This is a genomic window from Nonomuraea sp. B19D2 (assembly GCF_040137845.1).
In the GTDB taxonomy this organism is placed as follows: domain Bacteria; phylum Actinomycetota; class Actinomycetes; order Streptosporangiales; family Streptosporangiaceae; genus Nonomuraea.
In genome coordinates this window covers 196,331-211,175 of the sequence record NZ_JBEFAK010000016.1, presented here as the reverse complement: position 1 = coordinate 211,175, position 14,845 = coordinate 196,331, and the positions used below count along the sequence as shown (strand labels likewise).

Sequence of the window (14,845 nt, the reverse complement as noted above, 5' to 3'; positions counted from 1 at the left end):
CGTCTGGAGACCGGTTCTCCTGAGCCCACTGGCAGACCGACATTGGCCGCTCACGTTTTCTGAGAAGCGGCATCCCGAGGTTATCTGGGCCTCTTCAGCAGACGAGCCCGCTGATGGATCCTCTCCACAAGCTCTGCGGCCCGGGCCTTGATGAACGCGACCCCCTCGGGGCCCCAATCGTGGGGCTTGGTGTCCACGACACAGATGGTGCCCAGGGTCTCCGCCCCGTCGATCAACGGGGCGCCCAGGTAGGCGCGAACCCCGATCTCGTCCACCACCGGATTGTTGGCGAAGAGGTGATAGTCCATCACTTCGTCCAACGCCATCGCATGTTTCCTCGTCACCACGTACATGCAGTAACCGTGGTCGCAGGCCATCGTCCGGAACGGATCCGTCTCCGGGTCGACGCCCCGGTCGCGCGAGGAAGGATACAACCCGGCGAAATACTGCCGTTCTGGGCCAATGATGTTGACCATGGCGAATGGCGCCTCTAGCTCCTGGGCCAGGGCCCGGGCGAACTCGTCAAACTCAGGGTCAGGCTCCTCCCGGATGCCCAGTTCCTGGAGCAGGGCAGCGCGGCGGGGCGCTTCCTGGTCTACGGGAGTCACTAGGCGGAAGGCGGGGGGAAGGCTCATCACAGGCTCCTGTCTGCTTACCTGGCCGTTCCTGTCGGATTGCGGCCATCCCGCTCGGAGGATAGCAAGGTGGTCACGGAACGGCGGCGGCGAACGGACCGGTCGGGGCCGGTCAACCTCCACGACCTCGGCCCCTTGCCTACTGCAGGTTGCGCAGCAGACCGGCGCCATATGAGCCGGTGCCTTCGATAACGGTGCGGACGTCGCCGGACGTGCGCTCCATCGCCTGGTAACCGCCTCGAGCGGAGAACGACGCGGTACCAGCACCTGGTGCCGACGCCGTCCATGCTTGGGGCTCGCCGCGGGCTGCAGTCCAGCCGCGGACTCCCGCATCAACCGCAAGCGCTGTCCCCCTGCTGACCGAATGCCGCATCACTTTAAGTGGCCGCAGGGATCGATATTGTGCTGATTGACTCAGTATGGTGACCCGTGTTGACCTATCACCCTTGTGCCAAGGACTCCCGATGTCTGCGCCTCCCCTGCCTCCCACCGCCCCCGAACGCCAAGACGCCGGAAGCCGTGGCAGGTCACGCGGCCGCGGCAAACGTCGTCCGATCAACGTGCATGCCTTCCATCTGTGCATTTCCATCCTTCCAGCAGCCCTTATGGCGTGCCTGGGGCTGATCGCCGTGACGGTGCTGACCATGGCGGGACCCTCGTCCCCGCAGGCTTGGCCGACACTGGCCGTCATTGCGGGGGGAGCGGTGGCCCTCATGCTCGTCGCGGTCGTCGCGGCGGACACGGCGACTCGGCGGGAGCGTCAGATATCCGGTCGTGCGGCCTCCCGCCTCAAGGACTTGGAGCCCCGGCTCGGCGACCTGGGTGTCTTAGTGTCCCGCGGTCGGCAAGAACTGCAAGGCCTGGCGGAGCGGATCGCGGCCGGCGAGGTTCCCGCACGACGGGGCGTCGACTTCCGGCCTGTAGCGACCGGCGACCCCATCGCGCACCTTGCGCAAGAATTCCAGAAAGCTCAGAACGAGGCCTGGAACGTTGTGATCAACGCGGCGAGCCGGAAACCCAGTGGCCGTCCCACACAGCGAGTCGAGATCTTCGTCAACCTTGCTCTGCGGATGCAGTCATTGTCCCATCGGGCGATGAAGGGACTCGACGAGCTGGAGAACCAGGTCGAGGATCCCGAACTGCTCAAGGGCCTGTTCAGGGTCGATCACCTCAGTACTCGCCTGCGCCGACAGGCCGAAAGCCTCGCTGTGATCGGTGGGGCCGTCTCGCGGCGCCAGTGGAGCAGGCCGGTAGCCACGTACGAAATTCTGCGCTCGGCCATCGCCGAGGTCGAGTACTACAGCCGGGTCAAAGTGGTGCCGCCGGTCGAAGGGCTCGTGGACGGCGGCGCGGCCGCGGACATCATCCATCTGGTCGCCGAGCTTGTCGAGAACGCCACTAAGTTCTCGCCGCCGCACACGCAGGTGCTCCTCCGGGCAGAAGCCGTAACTGCCGGCTTGGCCATCGAGATCGAGGACCGCGGCCTCGGCATTCCCCGAGAAACCCAGCGTCGGCTGAACGACCTTCTCACCGCTCCGGAACGAGTCGATGTCGAGGAACTGGTGCAGGACGGCCGTATCGGACTGCTCGTGGTATCCGCCCTCTCACGTCGGCACAAAGTCGTTGTCAGGGTGCAGACCAACATCTACGGCGGCACCCAGGCCATCGTCGTGATCCCGAATGAGTTGATCAGTTCAGAACCGCGGGAGACCGGCGTACGACAGGCAACGTCCCCCGAGCCCGCGAAACCCAAGCCCGCCCCGTCGGCCAGTACGCCAGGCTCGCTCTTCTCGCCGAGGCCTTCCTCCGGTTCCAGACCGGACACACCAGCGCTGAGCGGCCACGATGCCGGTGCCCGCCCTGACGACCCGTCCGAGGCTTGGAGGAAGCAGAGCGCCGGCGCGCCCGCCCGGCAAACGGAGAAGCGGACCGACTTCGGTCCTCCAACAGGTACCGGCCGACGTCCAGAACTGCCGAAACGTCGCCCTCAGGCGAGCATGGCGCCCGAGCTTCTCAACACTCCCGCAACCCTGGATGACGATACGGACCTCGACCTCGATCACGGGCTGATGGCGTCATTCATGAAGGGGATGCGCAGTGGTCAGGACGAAGACGTTGAAGACGGGACTGGTAACACCGATCTTTAGAACATTACAAACCTAGAAGGAGCGTCCATTGAGCGCCGTCTCGTCAAACAAGACTTCGGATCTCGCCTGGCTGCTGAAGGGTCTGTCCCAGGAGGTCCCTGCTATTCGTGGCAGTGTGCTGCTGTCCTCCGACGGGCTGGTGAAAGCCACCCACGGTCTGGACCGCGACAGCTCAGAATATCTCGCGGCACTCGCCTCCGGATTTTTTTCCATGGCACGGAGCGCCTGTGCCAAATTCGACGGCGGCAACGAAGTCCGCCAGGTCGTGACCGAACTTAAGTCCAGCCGACTGTTCATCTCGTGGGCCGGCCACAACTCGGTTATCGCGGTGCTGGCGGGGGGAGATGCCGACCCGGGTGTCGTCGGTCTTGAGATGGCTCGGCTGATCAAAGCCGTCCGTCCCTTCCTGGACACAGCGATCCGCCCGCCGGCAGCTGGTTCTGGTGACAGGAACCGATGAACATGGCCGGTGACGACGAAGTATGGCTTGATGACGAAGCCGGCCCCCTGATTCGCCCCTACACAGTGAACGCGGGCCGCACCCGCCCGACTGTGGAACTGGATATGCTCTCATTGGTGGTCACCACAGGTCGGGCCAGCCCGGACGTGGATCTGGAACATGTCAAGGTTCTCGAACTGTGCCGTACGCCGGTCTCGGTCGCGGAGGTGGCGGCGAACATACGACTCCCTGTGATGGTCACCAAGGTCCTCCTCGCGGATCTGGTGGACTGCGGAGCCATAGCCGCCTGGGCATCGTCTTCTTCGTCTAGCCACGTCACCGACCGAGTTCTCTTGGAGAAGCTGCTCGATGGTTTACAACAAATCTGAGGTGTTCCCCACCCAGGTCAAGATTCTGGTCGCTGGTGGATTCGGCGTCGGAAAGACGACCTTCGTCGGCGCGACGAGCGAGATCGAGCCACTGAATACGGAAGAACTCATCACTGCGGCTAGCATAGGTGTCGACAATCTCAGCAGGACAGAGAACAAGTCCACAACCACAGTTGCATTTGACTTCGGCCGTATCACCATCCACCAACATAATATCGTGCTCTACCTGTTCGGAACGCCTGGGCAGGAGCGCTTCTGGTTCATGTGGAACGAGTTATCCGCAGGAGCGCTCGGTGCCGTTGTGCTGGCCGATACCCGTCGGCTGCAGGAATGTTTCGCCGCCGTCGACTTCTTCGAGAATCGGGGCATCCCATTCCTCGTCGCGGTCAACGTATTCGACGATGCGTTCCCCTATGAACCGGAAGAGGTGCGAGCCGCACTCGAACTCGACTCGCGCGCGCCGGTCATGTTGTGCGACGCACGGGATACCCGTTCCGCGATGTCGGTACTCCGGTCACTGATCCAGCATCTCCTCGCCGTCGCTCCGATCTGACCGGTACGCAGTGAGGGCGATCTGCAACTGGTTTCTTGTCCCGCTCACCGCTGCCGACCAGGCCTAAGCGCCACGCGAACTCCGGGTGGCGCCCAAGACCATCACCCGGCGCGTCGACGATTACGCCACCCAAGCTTGACTTCTCCGGGCGTCGTGAAACTTGACAAAAAGCTACGGAAACCCACGACCATGGATCGCTAGCTGAGGGAGTCTCATAACCGCGCAGGCAAACCGGGGCCGCCCGCGTAAGCGGTTCCAGCGGACGCGCTGCGTATCCGTGGGAACGAAGATGATCCGTCTACCCTCCGTGCGGAGAGCACCCTGATCACCGGTGGATGGAGGTCATGGTGTCCCCGTCCCGCGTCCTGCCGTGTGCTCAGCGCTGTACAGCAGAGAAGTACAGCAACGAGGTCTTACACGATCACACCCTGCCACTCGGGAACTGCTCTCTGAACTACGCAATGCGGGCGTAGGTGGTAGCTGGCTCCCGTTTGCAAGCAGGAAGTCAGGAGTTCGAATCTCCTAGGCTCCACCAGCAAAAACGCACCCCCGCTAGTGATCGCTTGGCGGGGGGCCTACCAGGCGCGAGATGTCCTCGATTGGAATTCCCGAATCTGACAGGATCGACACGAAGCTGTGGCATCGACGCGTCAAGCATGTCCGGCAGCAGCCGGAAGAAGCAGCAGCCGGTCAACGAGCGAGGCAACGCTCTGCCAGGAAGCCGTAGCGACGGCCGAGCGGACCCCCACCATCGCCGCGTTTAGTCATCGTCGGAGAAGACCAGTTCATCGCTCGTCGCCACAAGTTCGGCAGGAGGCGGCTTGATGTCGATCGCGTCGCCCCAGCCGGAGAACCGCACATCGGCGGTCTTGAGACTGCGGTCTTTGACGTTCCAGGGGGAGTCGGGCTCGTCATAGCGCGTCTGGCACCTGCGTATGAGCTGGTCCGTGCCGAGCCACAGCCGCCATTTCACGGGGAGCTTGGCGTAGCTCGCGTACTGTCCGGTGGGCTTTTCGAAGTCGCCCACCTGCAGGCGTGGATTCAGCTTGTACAGCTCGCCGATGGTGGTGCTGCCCTCGTAGAGGGTGGTGCGGGTGCCGTCGTAGACGCCGGCGGGCCGCTTGGTCGCCGTGGTGGCCAGCACGTGCCGGAGGGTGGCGGGATCGCTCAGCCTGATCTGCCCGCACGCCAGGTACAGGTCGTTCTTCTTGGTCTCCAGGATCCAGGACTTGCCCGCCGGCAGGTAATCAGGGTGGTCGCGCTTCCAGCCGTAGGCGCGGTCGGGGAAGACGATGCTCCGGGAGTCGCCGGATGAGAACTTCGAGTAGCGGAGGTCCATAGCCATGATCTCACCGCCACCGAACTCGTGGACGGCCCGCGATCGGATGGTGACGCGTTCTTCCTTCTTCGGCCCCCAGACGCTTCGATACACCGAGGTCTCCCGCACCCCGCCGTGACCGTTGAGTTGCCGCTTCAGCGCCGCAACCGGATCTGGACGGGTGGCTGCTTCGGCGTGCTTGCCGGTGATCGAGACCCATGCTGTCAGCACGAGAGCCAGCCCGATCGTCCATCGACCCATGCTCATGCGTTCCCCGCTCGATTCCGTGCCGTCCGGAACGGAGGCTGGGGGAGATCTTCGCGTGTGAAGATCTCAACGCTGTCACGGCCGGATTTCGGCGGAGCCCGGCGAAGAGAACCGTGGGTGGTGACGTCGCCGGACGTGCCGGTGGCGGGGCTGCAGCAGGTGGGACCCGACATCCTGCACAAAGCACAGCCTGCACGAAGCCTGCACGAAGCACTGTCAGGACTCAGGACCTGTGCGACAGATCCGGCTCGGGAGGCGGGTGACACTCCGGCTAGATGATCTGTTGTTCTCCGACGCCTATCGAATCAGAAACTTGTAGTCCGAGGTTGTGGTCATATTCCGACGAGACTTCTCGATAAGCGCTGAGCCGCAGGTGAGCTGAGTGCTGGGGGTGGCGATGCCCTAGCCAGCTTTGTCCAGGCCCGCAAGCTGCGGCCGATCAGGTTCTGCGCGAGATGACCATGATGTATTCGCAGGGAGCGTTCGTTCGGTTGGCGAAGCCGTGGTCCGCGTCGGCCTGGAAGAACAGGGAGTCGCCTGTGTTCAGGGTCTCGTTGATCCCGCCGATCGCGACGGTGAGGGTGCCTTCGAGCACCACGAGTTGTTTCTCTGTACCCGGCGGATACGCGGGCAGCAGCCCGGTAGAGACGTGCGCGGGGAGGTAGTGGACGACCATCTCGGCTCCTCCCGCGCCCGGGGCCGCTGACACCATGTGCCGCTCGAAGCCGGTTTCCGGGTCACGGAAAACGGGGCGATGGTTCTTGCGCATGACAACGGCCACACCAGACGCGGCAGCAGCTGGCGCACCGATCAGGTCCGAGAGCGACGCGTCGAGCGCGTGGGCGATCCTAGACGCGACGCCGATCGTCGGGCTCTTCTCACCACGTTCGACCTTGGACAGCATCGCCCGGCTGACCGACGACTGTGTGGACAGCTGCTCCAGCGTCAGGCCCGCCTCCTCGCGGCGTCGCCGCACGTTACCGCCGAACGCGCCGGCCAGGTCGTCACCGTGCTGTGGTTCGGCCGCGTTTCCGTCTTGCTCGACCACCGTGCTCCTCGATTGATGGGTACCTCGCTGCCCCACAGTGTAGTGTTTCTTCTAAAGAAGATAGAGTCTTCTATCGGAGACACGCGATGTGCGCCCAACACGACGGAGGTTCCATGCGTTTGATCTCGAGTGGCCAGCACCATGCCACGTTCGAATTCGGCGATCTGCAGGTGATCTCGTTGCGAGACGGGTACATCGACATGCCGCCGACACGGCTCCGCGACGAGGATGGGCGCACGCTCGATGAGCTGCCGGCCGCCGTCCCGCTGGCCGGCGACAACTTGCGGTTGTCGGTCAACGCCTTCTTCGTCACCGACGGCACGCGGTCGGTTCTCATCGACACCGGCGCGTCCAACGTCTGGCACGACCCCACCATGGGATTGATCTACGACGCGCTCGACGAAGCGGGAATCGACCGCGCGCATGTCACCGATGTGGCCATCACCCACAAGCACGAAGACCACGTGAGCGGCCTGATCGCGCCGGACGGTTCAGAGGCGTTCACCAAACTTGAGCGCGTGTGGATTGGCGCGGGCGACACCTCGGTGTTCACCGGGCGGCTCGAGCCGATCCGCGACCGGGTCGTACCCGTGTCGGAGAAGGTCGCGATCAACGACTGGACCACCGCGATCCCGACACCGGGCCACACACCCGGTCACACCGTCTACGAGGTCAGGAGTGGTACCGGCCACCTTCTCGTCTGGGGCGACACCGTTCACGTTCCCACGCTCCAATTCGATCAGCCGAACGTGTCCTGGGAGCTCGACGGCAACCAGTCCCAGGCCCGCGCCGCGCGAGCGGCGCTCCTCGAACAACTGACCCAACCACACCACTTCGTAGCCGGCGCCCACCTCGACTCACCTGGCATCGCCCGCGTAACCGCCTCCGGCGACGGTTATGCGCTGGAGTACCTCGCACCACCGATCGGCTGATCGAGCCTGTCGGCTCCGGGCCGCGCTCGCGATGGCAGCCAAGGAGGGCAAGCTCGTCTGGCCCGGCTGGTCGCCCAAGAACTCGACCACCTGCTATCCGGCGCTGCTGTGATGAAGAGTCCCGTCTTCGCTGGCCAGACGTCGGCGGCATGCCGTTGACGTGAGTGGTCGATGGGTGTGGCGCTTTTGCAGTCACAGGCTGAGCTGGGCGTTCGCTGTCCTGGCTGTTTGATCGTGAAACCGCCTTCTACTGTGGGTGCAGGCGCGCGAGGCGGTGGTGGCGATGGGGTCGTTGCTGGAGGAACTGGCGCGGCGGCAGGCCGAAGCCCCCCAGCGGATCGAGGAGCTCGGCCGGCAGCTGGCCGAGGTGCAGGCGCGGCTGGAGGCCGAAAAAGGGGCTGTCTCGGCTGCTGGTCGCCTCCGAGATGGTGGAGGAAATCCTGAGCGGGCAGGGCAGTAGCGGGGATGTCGCTCCTATGGACGCCAGGGTCGTCATTTCCTCAGGTCCAGTCACCGGGCGCGAACTGTCGCAACCAATCGCGGAATCGGGCGCCGAACTCCTGTTCAGCGCGGTCGAGCATGCTGTCCGGGTCTTCCGGCGGCGCAAGCCCGAAGTTCTCCTCCAACCATTCGAGGTACGCGCTGTGGCCATCTGTGTGGCCGTCCTCGGTGTCGTAATAACCCTCGTCGGGACCTTCAAGGTCGAAGCTCTCACTGTCGAGAGCGAGGAGTTCGAAAAGCTCCCGCAGGCCCCGCGCAACGACGTCGAGGTCGCCCTCGTCACCGAACCGGATCACAGGCAGCGTGGCGAGATCTTCCCGGTCGTCGCACTTCCACAGCGCGAAGAAGGATCCTGAAGTGCTGGCCTGAGCGAAAGGGATCAGCCGGTCGAGGAACTCCAAGTCGCGCGGATCTTTCAGGTCGAGCCACTCGGCTAGCCCGGGATCATAGCCGAAGTCCCGCAACTCGAACCCGCCCGAGTAGTAACCCGGGGACCGATCCTGGAGCTCTTTGAGGAGGTTCAGCTCACGAACGGGTGAGTACGCGTTGCTCATGGAAGCCCTCTCCGTGTGGCGTGATGATCTGGTGGTTCGGCATCTTGCCAGTGACTTCAAGTCTGGAGAACAAGATCCGGAATCGTGCCCGTTGGCAGGGGTATCTACGGGGACTCACGGTCGCTTGCGGGAAGATCGGCCGGGGAGCGGAGGCCAGGGATCGCCTGGTCAGCGATCACGGGTGTGATCGGCTTTGCAAGCAGGAAGTCAGGAGTTCGAATCTCCTAAGCTCCACCAGCGGAAACACCCCGCCACTGATCTTGTGACGGGGTGTTCGTGCCATTAATGTGCCATTAGCTTGCGGGGACCAGCACTCCCGCGCCGTCGTCGTCATCTCCCCTCTTGCGCTTCTTCTTCGCCTCCTTTCGCTCGGCCTTCACCCGCGCACTGAGCGCATCGGCGGTTCTCTGGTCGGCGTCTCGGGCGGCGTGCTGGTAGATCAGCGCCGCCCGGTCGCTGCCGTGCCTCATCCGCGCCTTGAGATCAGCAAGGCGTGCCCCTGACTGTGCGGCCAGCGTGTTCCCCGTGTGTCGGAGATCGTGAAAGTGCAAGCCCTGGAGACCCATCTCCTTGAGCGCATCCGCCCACTTGGCCGCACGGCGGAAGTTGCCGCCCCGGAGGAAGGCTCCGCGCTTGCCGAGGAACACGAGGCTGTCTTCGGCCTCGTTGACGAATCGGGCGAAGTGCTCGACCAGCGACGGGATGATGACCGAGGGAATGCTGACGGTTCGTCGGCCAGCCCGCGACTTGAGCGGGCCCAGGCGCATCTCCCCGCCGTCGAGTTCAAGACGGCGGCGCGCCGCGCCGCCGTACCCGGCCCTCCGCCACCCCGCCGGCCGCGCATGCGGCCGGTCCCGGCCCGGCGGCGGCCCGGGTCGTATGCAGTCCCGCACCCCGCCGTTGACCGAACGAACCTGCCGACCTGGGCGCCACGCCGCCGTCTCGCCGTAACCCCTGCACCCGCTGCCCGACTTTCCGGGGCAGACAGAACCCGTCAAGGACGACTGTTCACGCAGGACAACCAGCACAGGCGGAAGGTCACCGGGAACATGGAACAAGCGAAGCCGACCTTGACGGAACCCGTCTGGCAGTCCCGGAGATGGGCAGCTAGCGGGAGCAGGGGGAGAGGTGGCGCAGTCTGGAGCGGTGTTACTTCCAGCCGAACCGGATGTCGTGACCTCTATTGACGGGGAAGGTGTTCATGTTGAGGAACGCATCCTTCATGTCCTTGCTGAAGACACTTGCCGCTGCCGCGGGAGCGGCCGTCAGGACGAACATGGCGACGGTGGTGAGCTGGTTGCCGAGGAACTCCGCCACCACGCGCATCGCGGGGATGAAGGACAGCGCCGCGTGCGCGACCAGCGCGGCAACCGTGATTGCCGTGGCCACGTACGCGAACTTGTGCAGTGCGTTCAACTGCTCGATCAAAGCCGCGAGCCGGTTGGACATCTCGGTAGCGAAGTCCGCCAGGTCGATCCCGCCGTGTATGAAGCGGAAGATACGGTTGTCCGCCTCGTTTTTGGCCACACCGCTCCAGTTGGCCATGGCGAGTTCCTTGAGTGCCGGGAGATCGGCCCCGAATATTGCGCGCGCCCTGGCAGCGACCTCTTCCCACCCGTGCATGGCCCGGTTGAGATCCTCATCGGATGGAATGGTGAGCAGCTCCCACACCACCCCGGCCGTCAACGCCATCAGGGAGAAGCGCTTGGCGAAGTGGAGCCGGCTCACTGTGGAGTTGCTCAGCACCCCGGACTGCGACTTCACCACGACGGCCCGCAAGGTCTTGGCCTTACGGTCATACTTTTCGAAGTAGGTGTACCCCTTGGGAATGGGGGACTCGCCTGTCACCATCGCAGCGCGGACCTTCGGGTTTTTCATTCTCAGGCCCGGGGTGCTCGTCATGGCGGCTTTGGCCGCAGCGCTCGCCTGCTTCCACTCCGGGTACCGCCGCAATGCCCACGCGTTGAACCCGAGCCCGAGCAGGCCGGTGCCGAGCAGCCCGCGAAATGCCCACGTCCCATCGTTGTCGGCATACCTGTCCTGATGAGACAGGTCCAGCTCGGGTTGCTTCTTGAACTTCCCGGATGAATCGGGGTTCCAGCCAACCGTGTACAGAAGATCGTTCAGCCTCGCGTTCTCCGTACTCAGGTAACCCCGGTCTGTCTTAGCGGACTTCTCGGCCAGCTCCCGGGCCTTGCCCATGGCGAACTCCACCTCTCCGCGCCAGGTGGAGACGAACACCTCATACTGCTTCCGGCCGCCCAACTCCGCAGCCCACCCCAGCGCTCCCTGAGGAAGTCGGCACTCCGTCTCCAGTACCCGGACGATCTTGCCGAGTTCGTCATCGACCTCATCCAGAGCGACGGCAGCACCTGCCATCGTCCCGAAGCTGTACTGATACCCGTCCGATGTCGCCACGTCTACCCCGGGGTCCATAGCTTCGTAAAGATCGCGTGCCATGGTAGTAGCACCCGAGTTGCCCGCCCAGGGCGTTGGACGCGATCACCAGCATGATCCGGAACATGTGCGGAATGATCTTGAGGTGAAGGTGTAAGGAATGCGGCTGCACGGCAGGTCAGGGGGTGGAGGTCAACGGGATCAGCGATGCCCCTGTGAAATCGTCGGCGCTTCGCGGGCGTGCCCGTTGCGTGCCTGTCAGGGCGGACAACGAGGGGGAGTCGCGGGAAGTTGCGGACAAGAGGACCCCCGTATTGACCTGCACCGCAGCAGGTCCCGAGATCGTGTGCCGAAATCTTCCAACCTGATGGCCAGGCCCGGAGGCATGTCTCCTCAGCGAGGATGACCATATGGAGCATGCGGAGATCGTCATCGGCCGAGGCAGGAAGTCCGATCATGTGCTGATCCAGGTTCGCGGTCGTATGCATCCTGGCTGTACCGACTTCTGGGACGGGAACTGGCTGACCTCTCCCATCCACGTGCAGGTCGGCGGGTTCACTGCCAAGATCGATGCAGGGCTTCGAGCTGAGGAGCTCCGCGACTTCCGGGTGGCTCTGGAGCGCATCCATGCAGACGTCAGGGGAAGCGCCACCCTGTCCTCCATGGAGCATTGGATAGAACTCACCGTCGAGTGTCATCCCACAGGCTCTCTGTCGATCTCCGGGGCCGTGGCTGATCACCCTGAGAAGCGGAACACCCTTCACTTCGCGATCGAGAGCTTGGACCAGACGGACGTCCTGCCGCTTGTCGACGCGCTCATTGCCGTAGAGGAGCGATTCCCCATCCTGGGACACGGATGACCGCTTCCTGGGAGCCACCTTAGGAGCCACTCGGACGGATGATCACGAACTCTGCCGGACGGATCTGAACGGTCGGGGCCCCGACGAGCAGCAGGGCGAACGGCTCTGAACGATCCTGGAGATCGTTTGGGGACCTACGGATCAGATGTTCCGAGCGTGTATCGCGTGTAGTGGTCGCCGGGAGAAGTGAACTCGATGCCGTTTTCGTCGAGGGCGTTGTAGATCGTCACTTGGCCGTTCGGGAAGCCGAACCCCAAAGACGCGATCGTTCCCTCTACGAGATCCCTGTTTCGCCACATCAGCAGCTCCACTGCCGAACAAGGCTGCCCGACCAGTGCAGTGAGCTCGTCTAGTGCGTCATCTCGCCATGCCAGGTGGAAGTCCGGCCAGTTCAGCGCGCGCTTCGGATCGATGGTGTTCCAGGTGATGGAGACCTCGTCGAACTTCCAGTGGTTGATCTCGACCTGTTCGCCATCGAAGCCCAGGAGGATCGGGCAGTCGGTGAACCACTGGCATGACGATGAACGATAGAACCTTAAGTTTGCTTGAGGTCAAGGGCATCAATCGTGTCCGTGCGGGCCTTGGCGTAGGCTTTGTTGATCTTCGGGTCGTAGAGATCTGGCTTGTCCACCCCGGTGCGCAGATTGTCCGGCACCAGCCGGTGCGGCGCCCCGCCGAAATAGCGGAAAGCTTCCACGTGCGCCTCGGTCCAGGCGTGCTGGTCCAGGTGCACCACCGGCCGGACGAACATGTGCCGTGAGCACGGCAGCACCATCACGAACGCCCAGATCCGATGCCGCTTGCCGGCGCGCGGGTTGCTCCACTGGCCGAGGAAGCCGTAGTCGATCTGGGCTTCGGCAGCAGGCTCGAACTGCCTGCGCAGCACCGTGACACGGGAGCGGCTCATCTCCTCCGGCAGCGTGGCGTGCACCCACCGGCGGAACGCTGAAATGGACACCTTCAGCCCATGCTCGTCGCGTAACCGCTGGTGAATGGTGGTGACTGTGACCGTCCCCAGCAGCCCTTTGATGTAGTCGCGGTGCTTGTCGATCTCCGGCCAGGTGATCTGGCGCAGCGTCGAGTCGGCCATCTCCGGGAACCAGCTCTTGATCAGCTTGGCCCAGTCCTCGGTGCTCATCGGCGGCCCGCCCGGGATGATCCCGGCAGCCTCCGCTGCGGCCAGGTACTTCCTGACCGTCTTGCGGTCCACTCCGAGCGAAGTGGCTACCGCGCTCTTGGAGCGGCCCGCGTACCAGTGGACGTAGATCTCGGTGATATCGACCACGGTGAACGTTCTCCTTGCCATTCAGGCGTCCCTCGATCTGTTGACCACTGATCGAAGGAAGCGTGCCGTTACTCGATGGCCAAGGCCACGCCCTCCGCCTCCGTCATCCCCATGGGGAATTATGCGATCGCGGGGGTGGGGAATTACGCGAAGCTAGCACCGCCTCAGGTGGGGAATTTCGTGATCGTCGACACACGCCTCGACATGCAACCCGAAGCTCTCCACCACCCACCACACCGACTCATCGGCTCCCACCGCCCGCTCCGGCCGGTAGAACCGAGGCAACACACCTGACATGCCTAAAGACCCCTGAATACTAGTGAGGCAAGTACGCGCCAACCTTACTTACCACACATGTCTGACTACTAAGAGTCATACAAGATAACCGTAGGCCCCGCTGTTGTTGACCTCGGCTATCCAGCCGACGACTCTGCGCTCAGCGCACGCCTGGCGAGCGGCGCGACTCCGCGCGCTGCCGCTTCCAGCCCCCCTCAAAGGGCGGGGACGGTGTCAGAGCTGCCGATTGGAGAGTGGGCGTTGCGATCTTTTCAAGGTCGCCGGATTCTGCCGGCGGTAAGCGCCGGGAGCGATGCCGAAGTGCCGTTTGAAGGCGGTGGCGAACGCGTACTCCGAGCCATAGCCGATCTTCCGTGCCACCGTTTCCAGCGGCTCATCGGACTCGCGGAGCGACTGAGCCGCCGCGTTCATCCGCACCCAGGTGAGATAGCTGAGCGGCGGTCGGCCGACGAGCGTGGTGAAGCGGCGGGCGAATGCGGATCGCGACAGCCCCGCCTCCGCGCCGAGGTCGTGGACCGTCCACGGTCGGCCAGGGTCGTTGTTGATGCGGCACAGCACGTGACTGATTGCCCGATCGTTCAATGCAGGCCCCCAGCCGACCAGGGCGCCATGTTCGCCGTACCAGGCGCGTAGCGCGAACAGCAGCAGTGCGTCGAGCAGCGAGCCGATCGCCGATTCCGTACCGATGCCCGGCTTGTCCAGCTCCGCCCCCAACAGGTCGATCACATGGCGCAACGGCGGCTCGTGGCCCAACTGGGCCGGCATGCGGATGAGGTCCGGCAGGTCGTTGACGATCGGATGGCAGCGGTTGTCGTCAACGGGGAACATTCCGCTCAGCACCACCGCAGAGACCGGCCGGCCGGAGAATCCCAGCGGCACGGTCTGCGGTTCGAGCCGGAAATCCTCGCCCCTCGTGAGTGGAATGTCTTCCGGCTCCGTACCGGGGCTGTCGGCCAACTCGTGACCGTGCCCGTTGGGGAGCAGCATGACGTCGCCCATGCTCAGCGCGACGGGATCGCCCGCATGGGGAATCAGCGTGCAGGCCCCCCGCAGCAGCACGTGGAACGCCACGCCCCCGACGGGCCGGAACCGGCCTGCCCACGGAGCATGCCCCGCAATGCGGGCGAACCGCGGCCGGCCTGAGCGCATGGAATCGATCACTTGACTCAGCACGTCCACCGACGCAGGGTACCGGAGTCCTTCGTCAGGCGGCAGCCGAGGAC

General features: G+C 64.1%; 16 protein-coding genes. 7 read left to right on the top strand and 9 right to left on the bottom strand.

Features of this window, described 5'->3' with window-relative positions; translation table 11 throughout:
• Window positions 1–80: 80 nt before the first annotated feature.
• Window positions 81–635 carry a GAF domain-containing protein gene (locus ABN273_RS28720; RefSeq protein WP_349452142.1) on the bottom strand — a complete coding sequence of 185 codons (555 nt, stop codon included), beginning with the start codon at window positions 633–635 and terminating at the stop codon, window positions 81–83.
• 464 nt (window positions 636–1,099) lie between these two features.
• Here ABN273_RS28720 and ABN273_RS28715 point away from each other — a divergent pair, with 464 nt between their 5' ends.
• The 4 genes from ABN273_RS28715 to ABN273_RS28700 are packed head-to-tail and all read left to right on the top strand — an operon-like array spanning window position 1,100 to window position 4,163.
• Window positions 1,100–2,782: a sensor histidine kinase gene (locus tag ABN273_RS28715; protein ID WP_349452141.1), complete on the top strand. Its 1,683-nt coding sequence runs from the start codon at window positions 1,100–1,102 to the stop codon at window positions 2,780–2,782.
• A gap of 28 nt (window positions 2,783–2,810) precedes the next feature.
• Window positions 2,811–3,242, top strand: a complete 432-nt coding sequence (locus tag ABN273_RS28710; protein WP_349452140.1) for a roadblock/LC7 domain-containing protein — start codon at window positions 2,811–2,813, stop codon at window positions 3,240–3,242.
• Between the two features lie 2 nt (window positions 3,243–3,244).
• Window positions 3,245–3,610 carry a DUF742 domain-containing protein gene (locus ABN273_RS28705; protein ID WP_349452139.1) on the top strand — a complete coding sequence of 122 codons (366 nt, stop codon included), beginning with the start codon at window positions 3,245–3,247 and terminating at the stop codon, window positions 3,608–3,610.
• On the top strand, window positions 3,591–4,163 hold the full coding sequence (locus ABN273_RS28700; RefSeq protein ID WP_349452138.1) for a GTP-binding protein: 573 nt from the start codon (window positions 3,591–3,593) through the stop codon (window positions 4,161–4,163). The genes ABN273_RS28705 and ABN273_RS28700 overlap by 20 nt, the downstream gene beginning before the upstream one ends.
• A gap of 760 nt (window positions 4,164–4,923) precedes the next feature.
• Here the strand turns inward: ABN273_RS28700 and ABN273_RS28695 are convergent.
• Both ABN273_RS28695 and ABN273_RS28690 read right to left on the bottom strand, forming a co-directional pair.
• The gene (locus ABN273_RS28695) at window positions 4,924–5,748 is read right to left on the bottom strand and encodes a hypothetical protein (RefSeq protein ID WP_349452137.1); all 825 of its coding nucleotides are present in this window, start codon (window positions 5,746–5,748) and stop codon (window positions 4,924–4,926) included.
• Window positions 5,749–6,187: 439 nt separating this feature from the next.
• Complete coding sequence (locus tag ABN273_RS28690) at window positions 6,188–6,796, bottom strand: helix-turn-helix domain-containing protein (RefSeq protein WP_349452136.1); 609 nt, start codon at window positions 6,794–6,796, stop codon at window positions 6,188–6,190.
• 113 nt (window positions 6,797–6,909) lie between these two features.
• Here ABN273_RS28690 and ABN273_RS28685 point away from each other — a divergent pair, with 113 nt between their 5' ends.
• Window positions 6,910–7,728: an MBL fold metallo-hydrolase gene (locus ABN273_RS28685; RefSeq protein WP_349452135.1), complete on the top strand. Its 819-nt coding sequence runs from the start codon at window positions 6,910–6,912 to the stop codon at window positions 7,726–7,728.
• 256 nt (window positions 7,729–7,984) lie between these two features.
• Entirely contained in the window at window positions 7,985–8,188 is a 204-nt protein-coding gene (locus tag ABN273_RS28680; RefSeq protein ID WP_349452134.1) for a hypothetical protein, read from the top strand.
• 40 nt (window positions 8,189–8,228) lie between these two features.
• Here ABN273_RS28680 and ABN273_RS28675 read toward each other — a convergent pair whose 3' ends face one another.
• From ABN273_RS28675 to ABN273_RS28665, 3 genes are all read right to left on the bottom strand, one after another.
• Window positions 8,229–8,783 (bottom strand): hypothetical protein, encoded by a 555-nt coding sequence (locus ABN273_RS28675; protein WP_349452133.1) that lies wholly within the window; start codon window positions 8,781–8,783, stop codon window positions 8,229–8,231.
• A gap of 293 nt (window positions 8,784–9,076) precedes the next feature.
• Window positions 9,077–9,676 (bottom strand): tyrosine-type recombinase/integrase, encoded by a 600-nt coding sequence (locus ABN273_RS28670; RefSeq protein ID WP_349452170.1) that lies wholly within the window; start codon window positions 9,674–9,676, stop codon window positions 9,077–9,079.
• Window positions 9,677–9,932: 256 nt separating this feature from the next.
• The gene (locus ABN273_RS28665; protein WP_349452132.1) at window positions 9,933–11,243 is read right to left on the bottom strand and encodes a hypothetical protein; all 1,311 of its coding nucleotides are present in this window, start codon (window positions 11,241–11,243) and stop codon (window positions 9,933–9,935) included.
• Between the two features lie 347 nt (window positions 11,244–11,590).
• On the opposite strand from ABN273_RS28665, the gene ABN273_RS28660 reads away from it, so the two are divergent.
• Window positions 11,591–12,040 (top strand): WapI family immunity protein, encoded by a 450-nt coding sequence (locus ABN273_RS28660; protein ID WP_349452131.1) that lies wholly within the window; start codon window positions 11,591–11,593, stop codon window positions 12,038–12,040.
• Between the two features lie 134 nt (window positions 12,041–12,174).
• Here ABN273_RS28660 and ABN273_RS28655 read toward each other — a convergent pair whose 3' ends face one another.
• The 3 genes from ABN273_RS28655 to ABN273_RS28645 form a co-directional block, all read right to left on the bottom strand.
• Window positions 12,175–12,351: a hypothetical protein gene (locus ABN273_RS28655; protein WP_349452130.1), complete on the bottom strand. Its 177-nt coding sequence runs from the start codon at window positions 12,349–12,351 to the stop codon at window positions 12,175–12,177.
• Between the two features lie 224 nt (window positions 12,352–12,575).
• A complete protein-coding gene (locus ABN273_RS28650) occupies window positions 12,576–13,325 on the bottom strand; it encodes a hypothetical protein (RefSeq protein ID WP_349452129.1) in 750 nt (249 codons plus the stop codon).
• 510 nt (window positions 13,326–13,835) lie between these two features.
• Window positions 13,836–14,801, bottom strand: coding sequence for an AraC family transcriptional regulator (locus ABN273_RS28645; protein WP_349452128.1), 966 nt, complete (start codon window positions 14,799–14,801; stop codon window positions 13,836–13,838).
• Window positions 14,802–14,845: the final 44 nt, after the last annotated feature.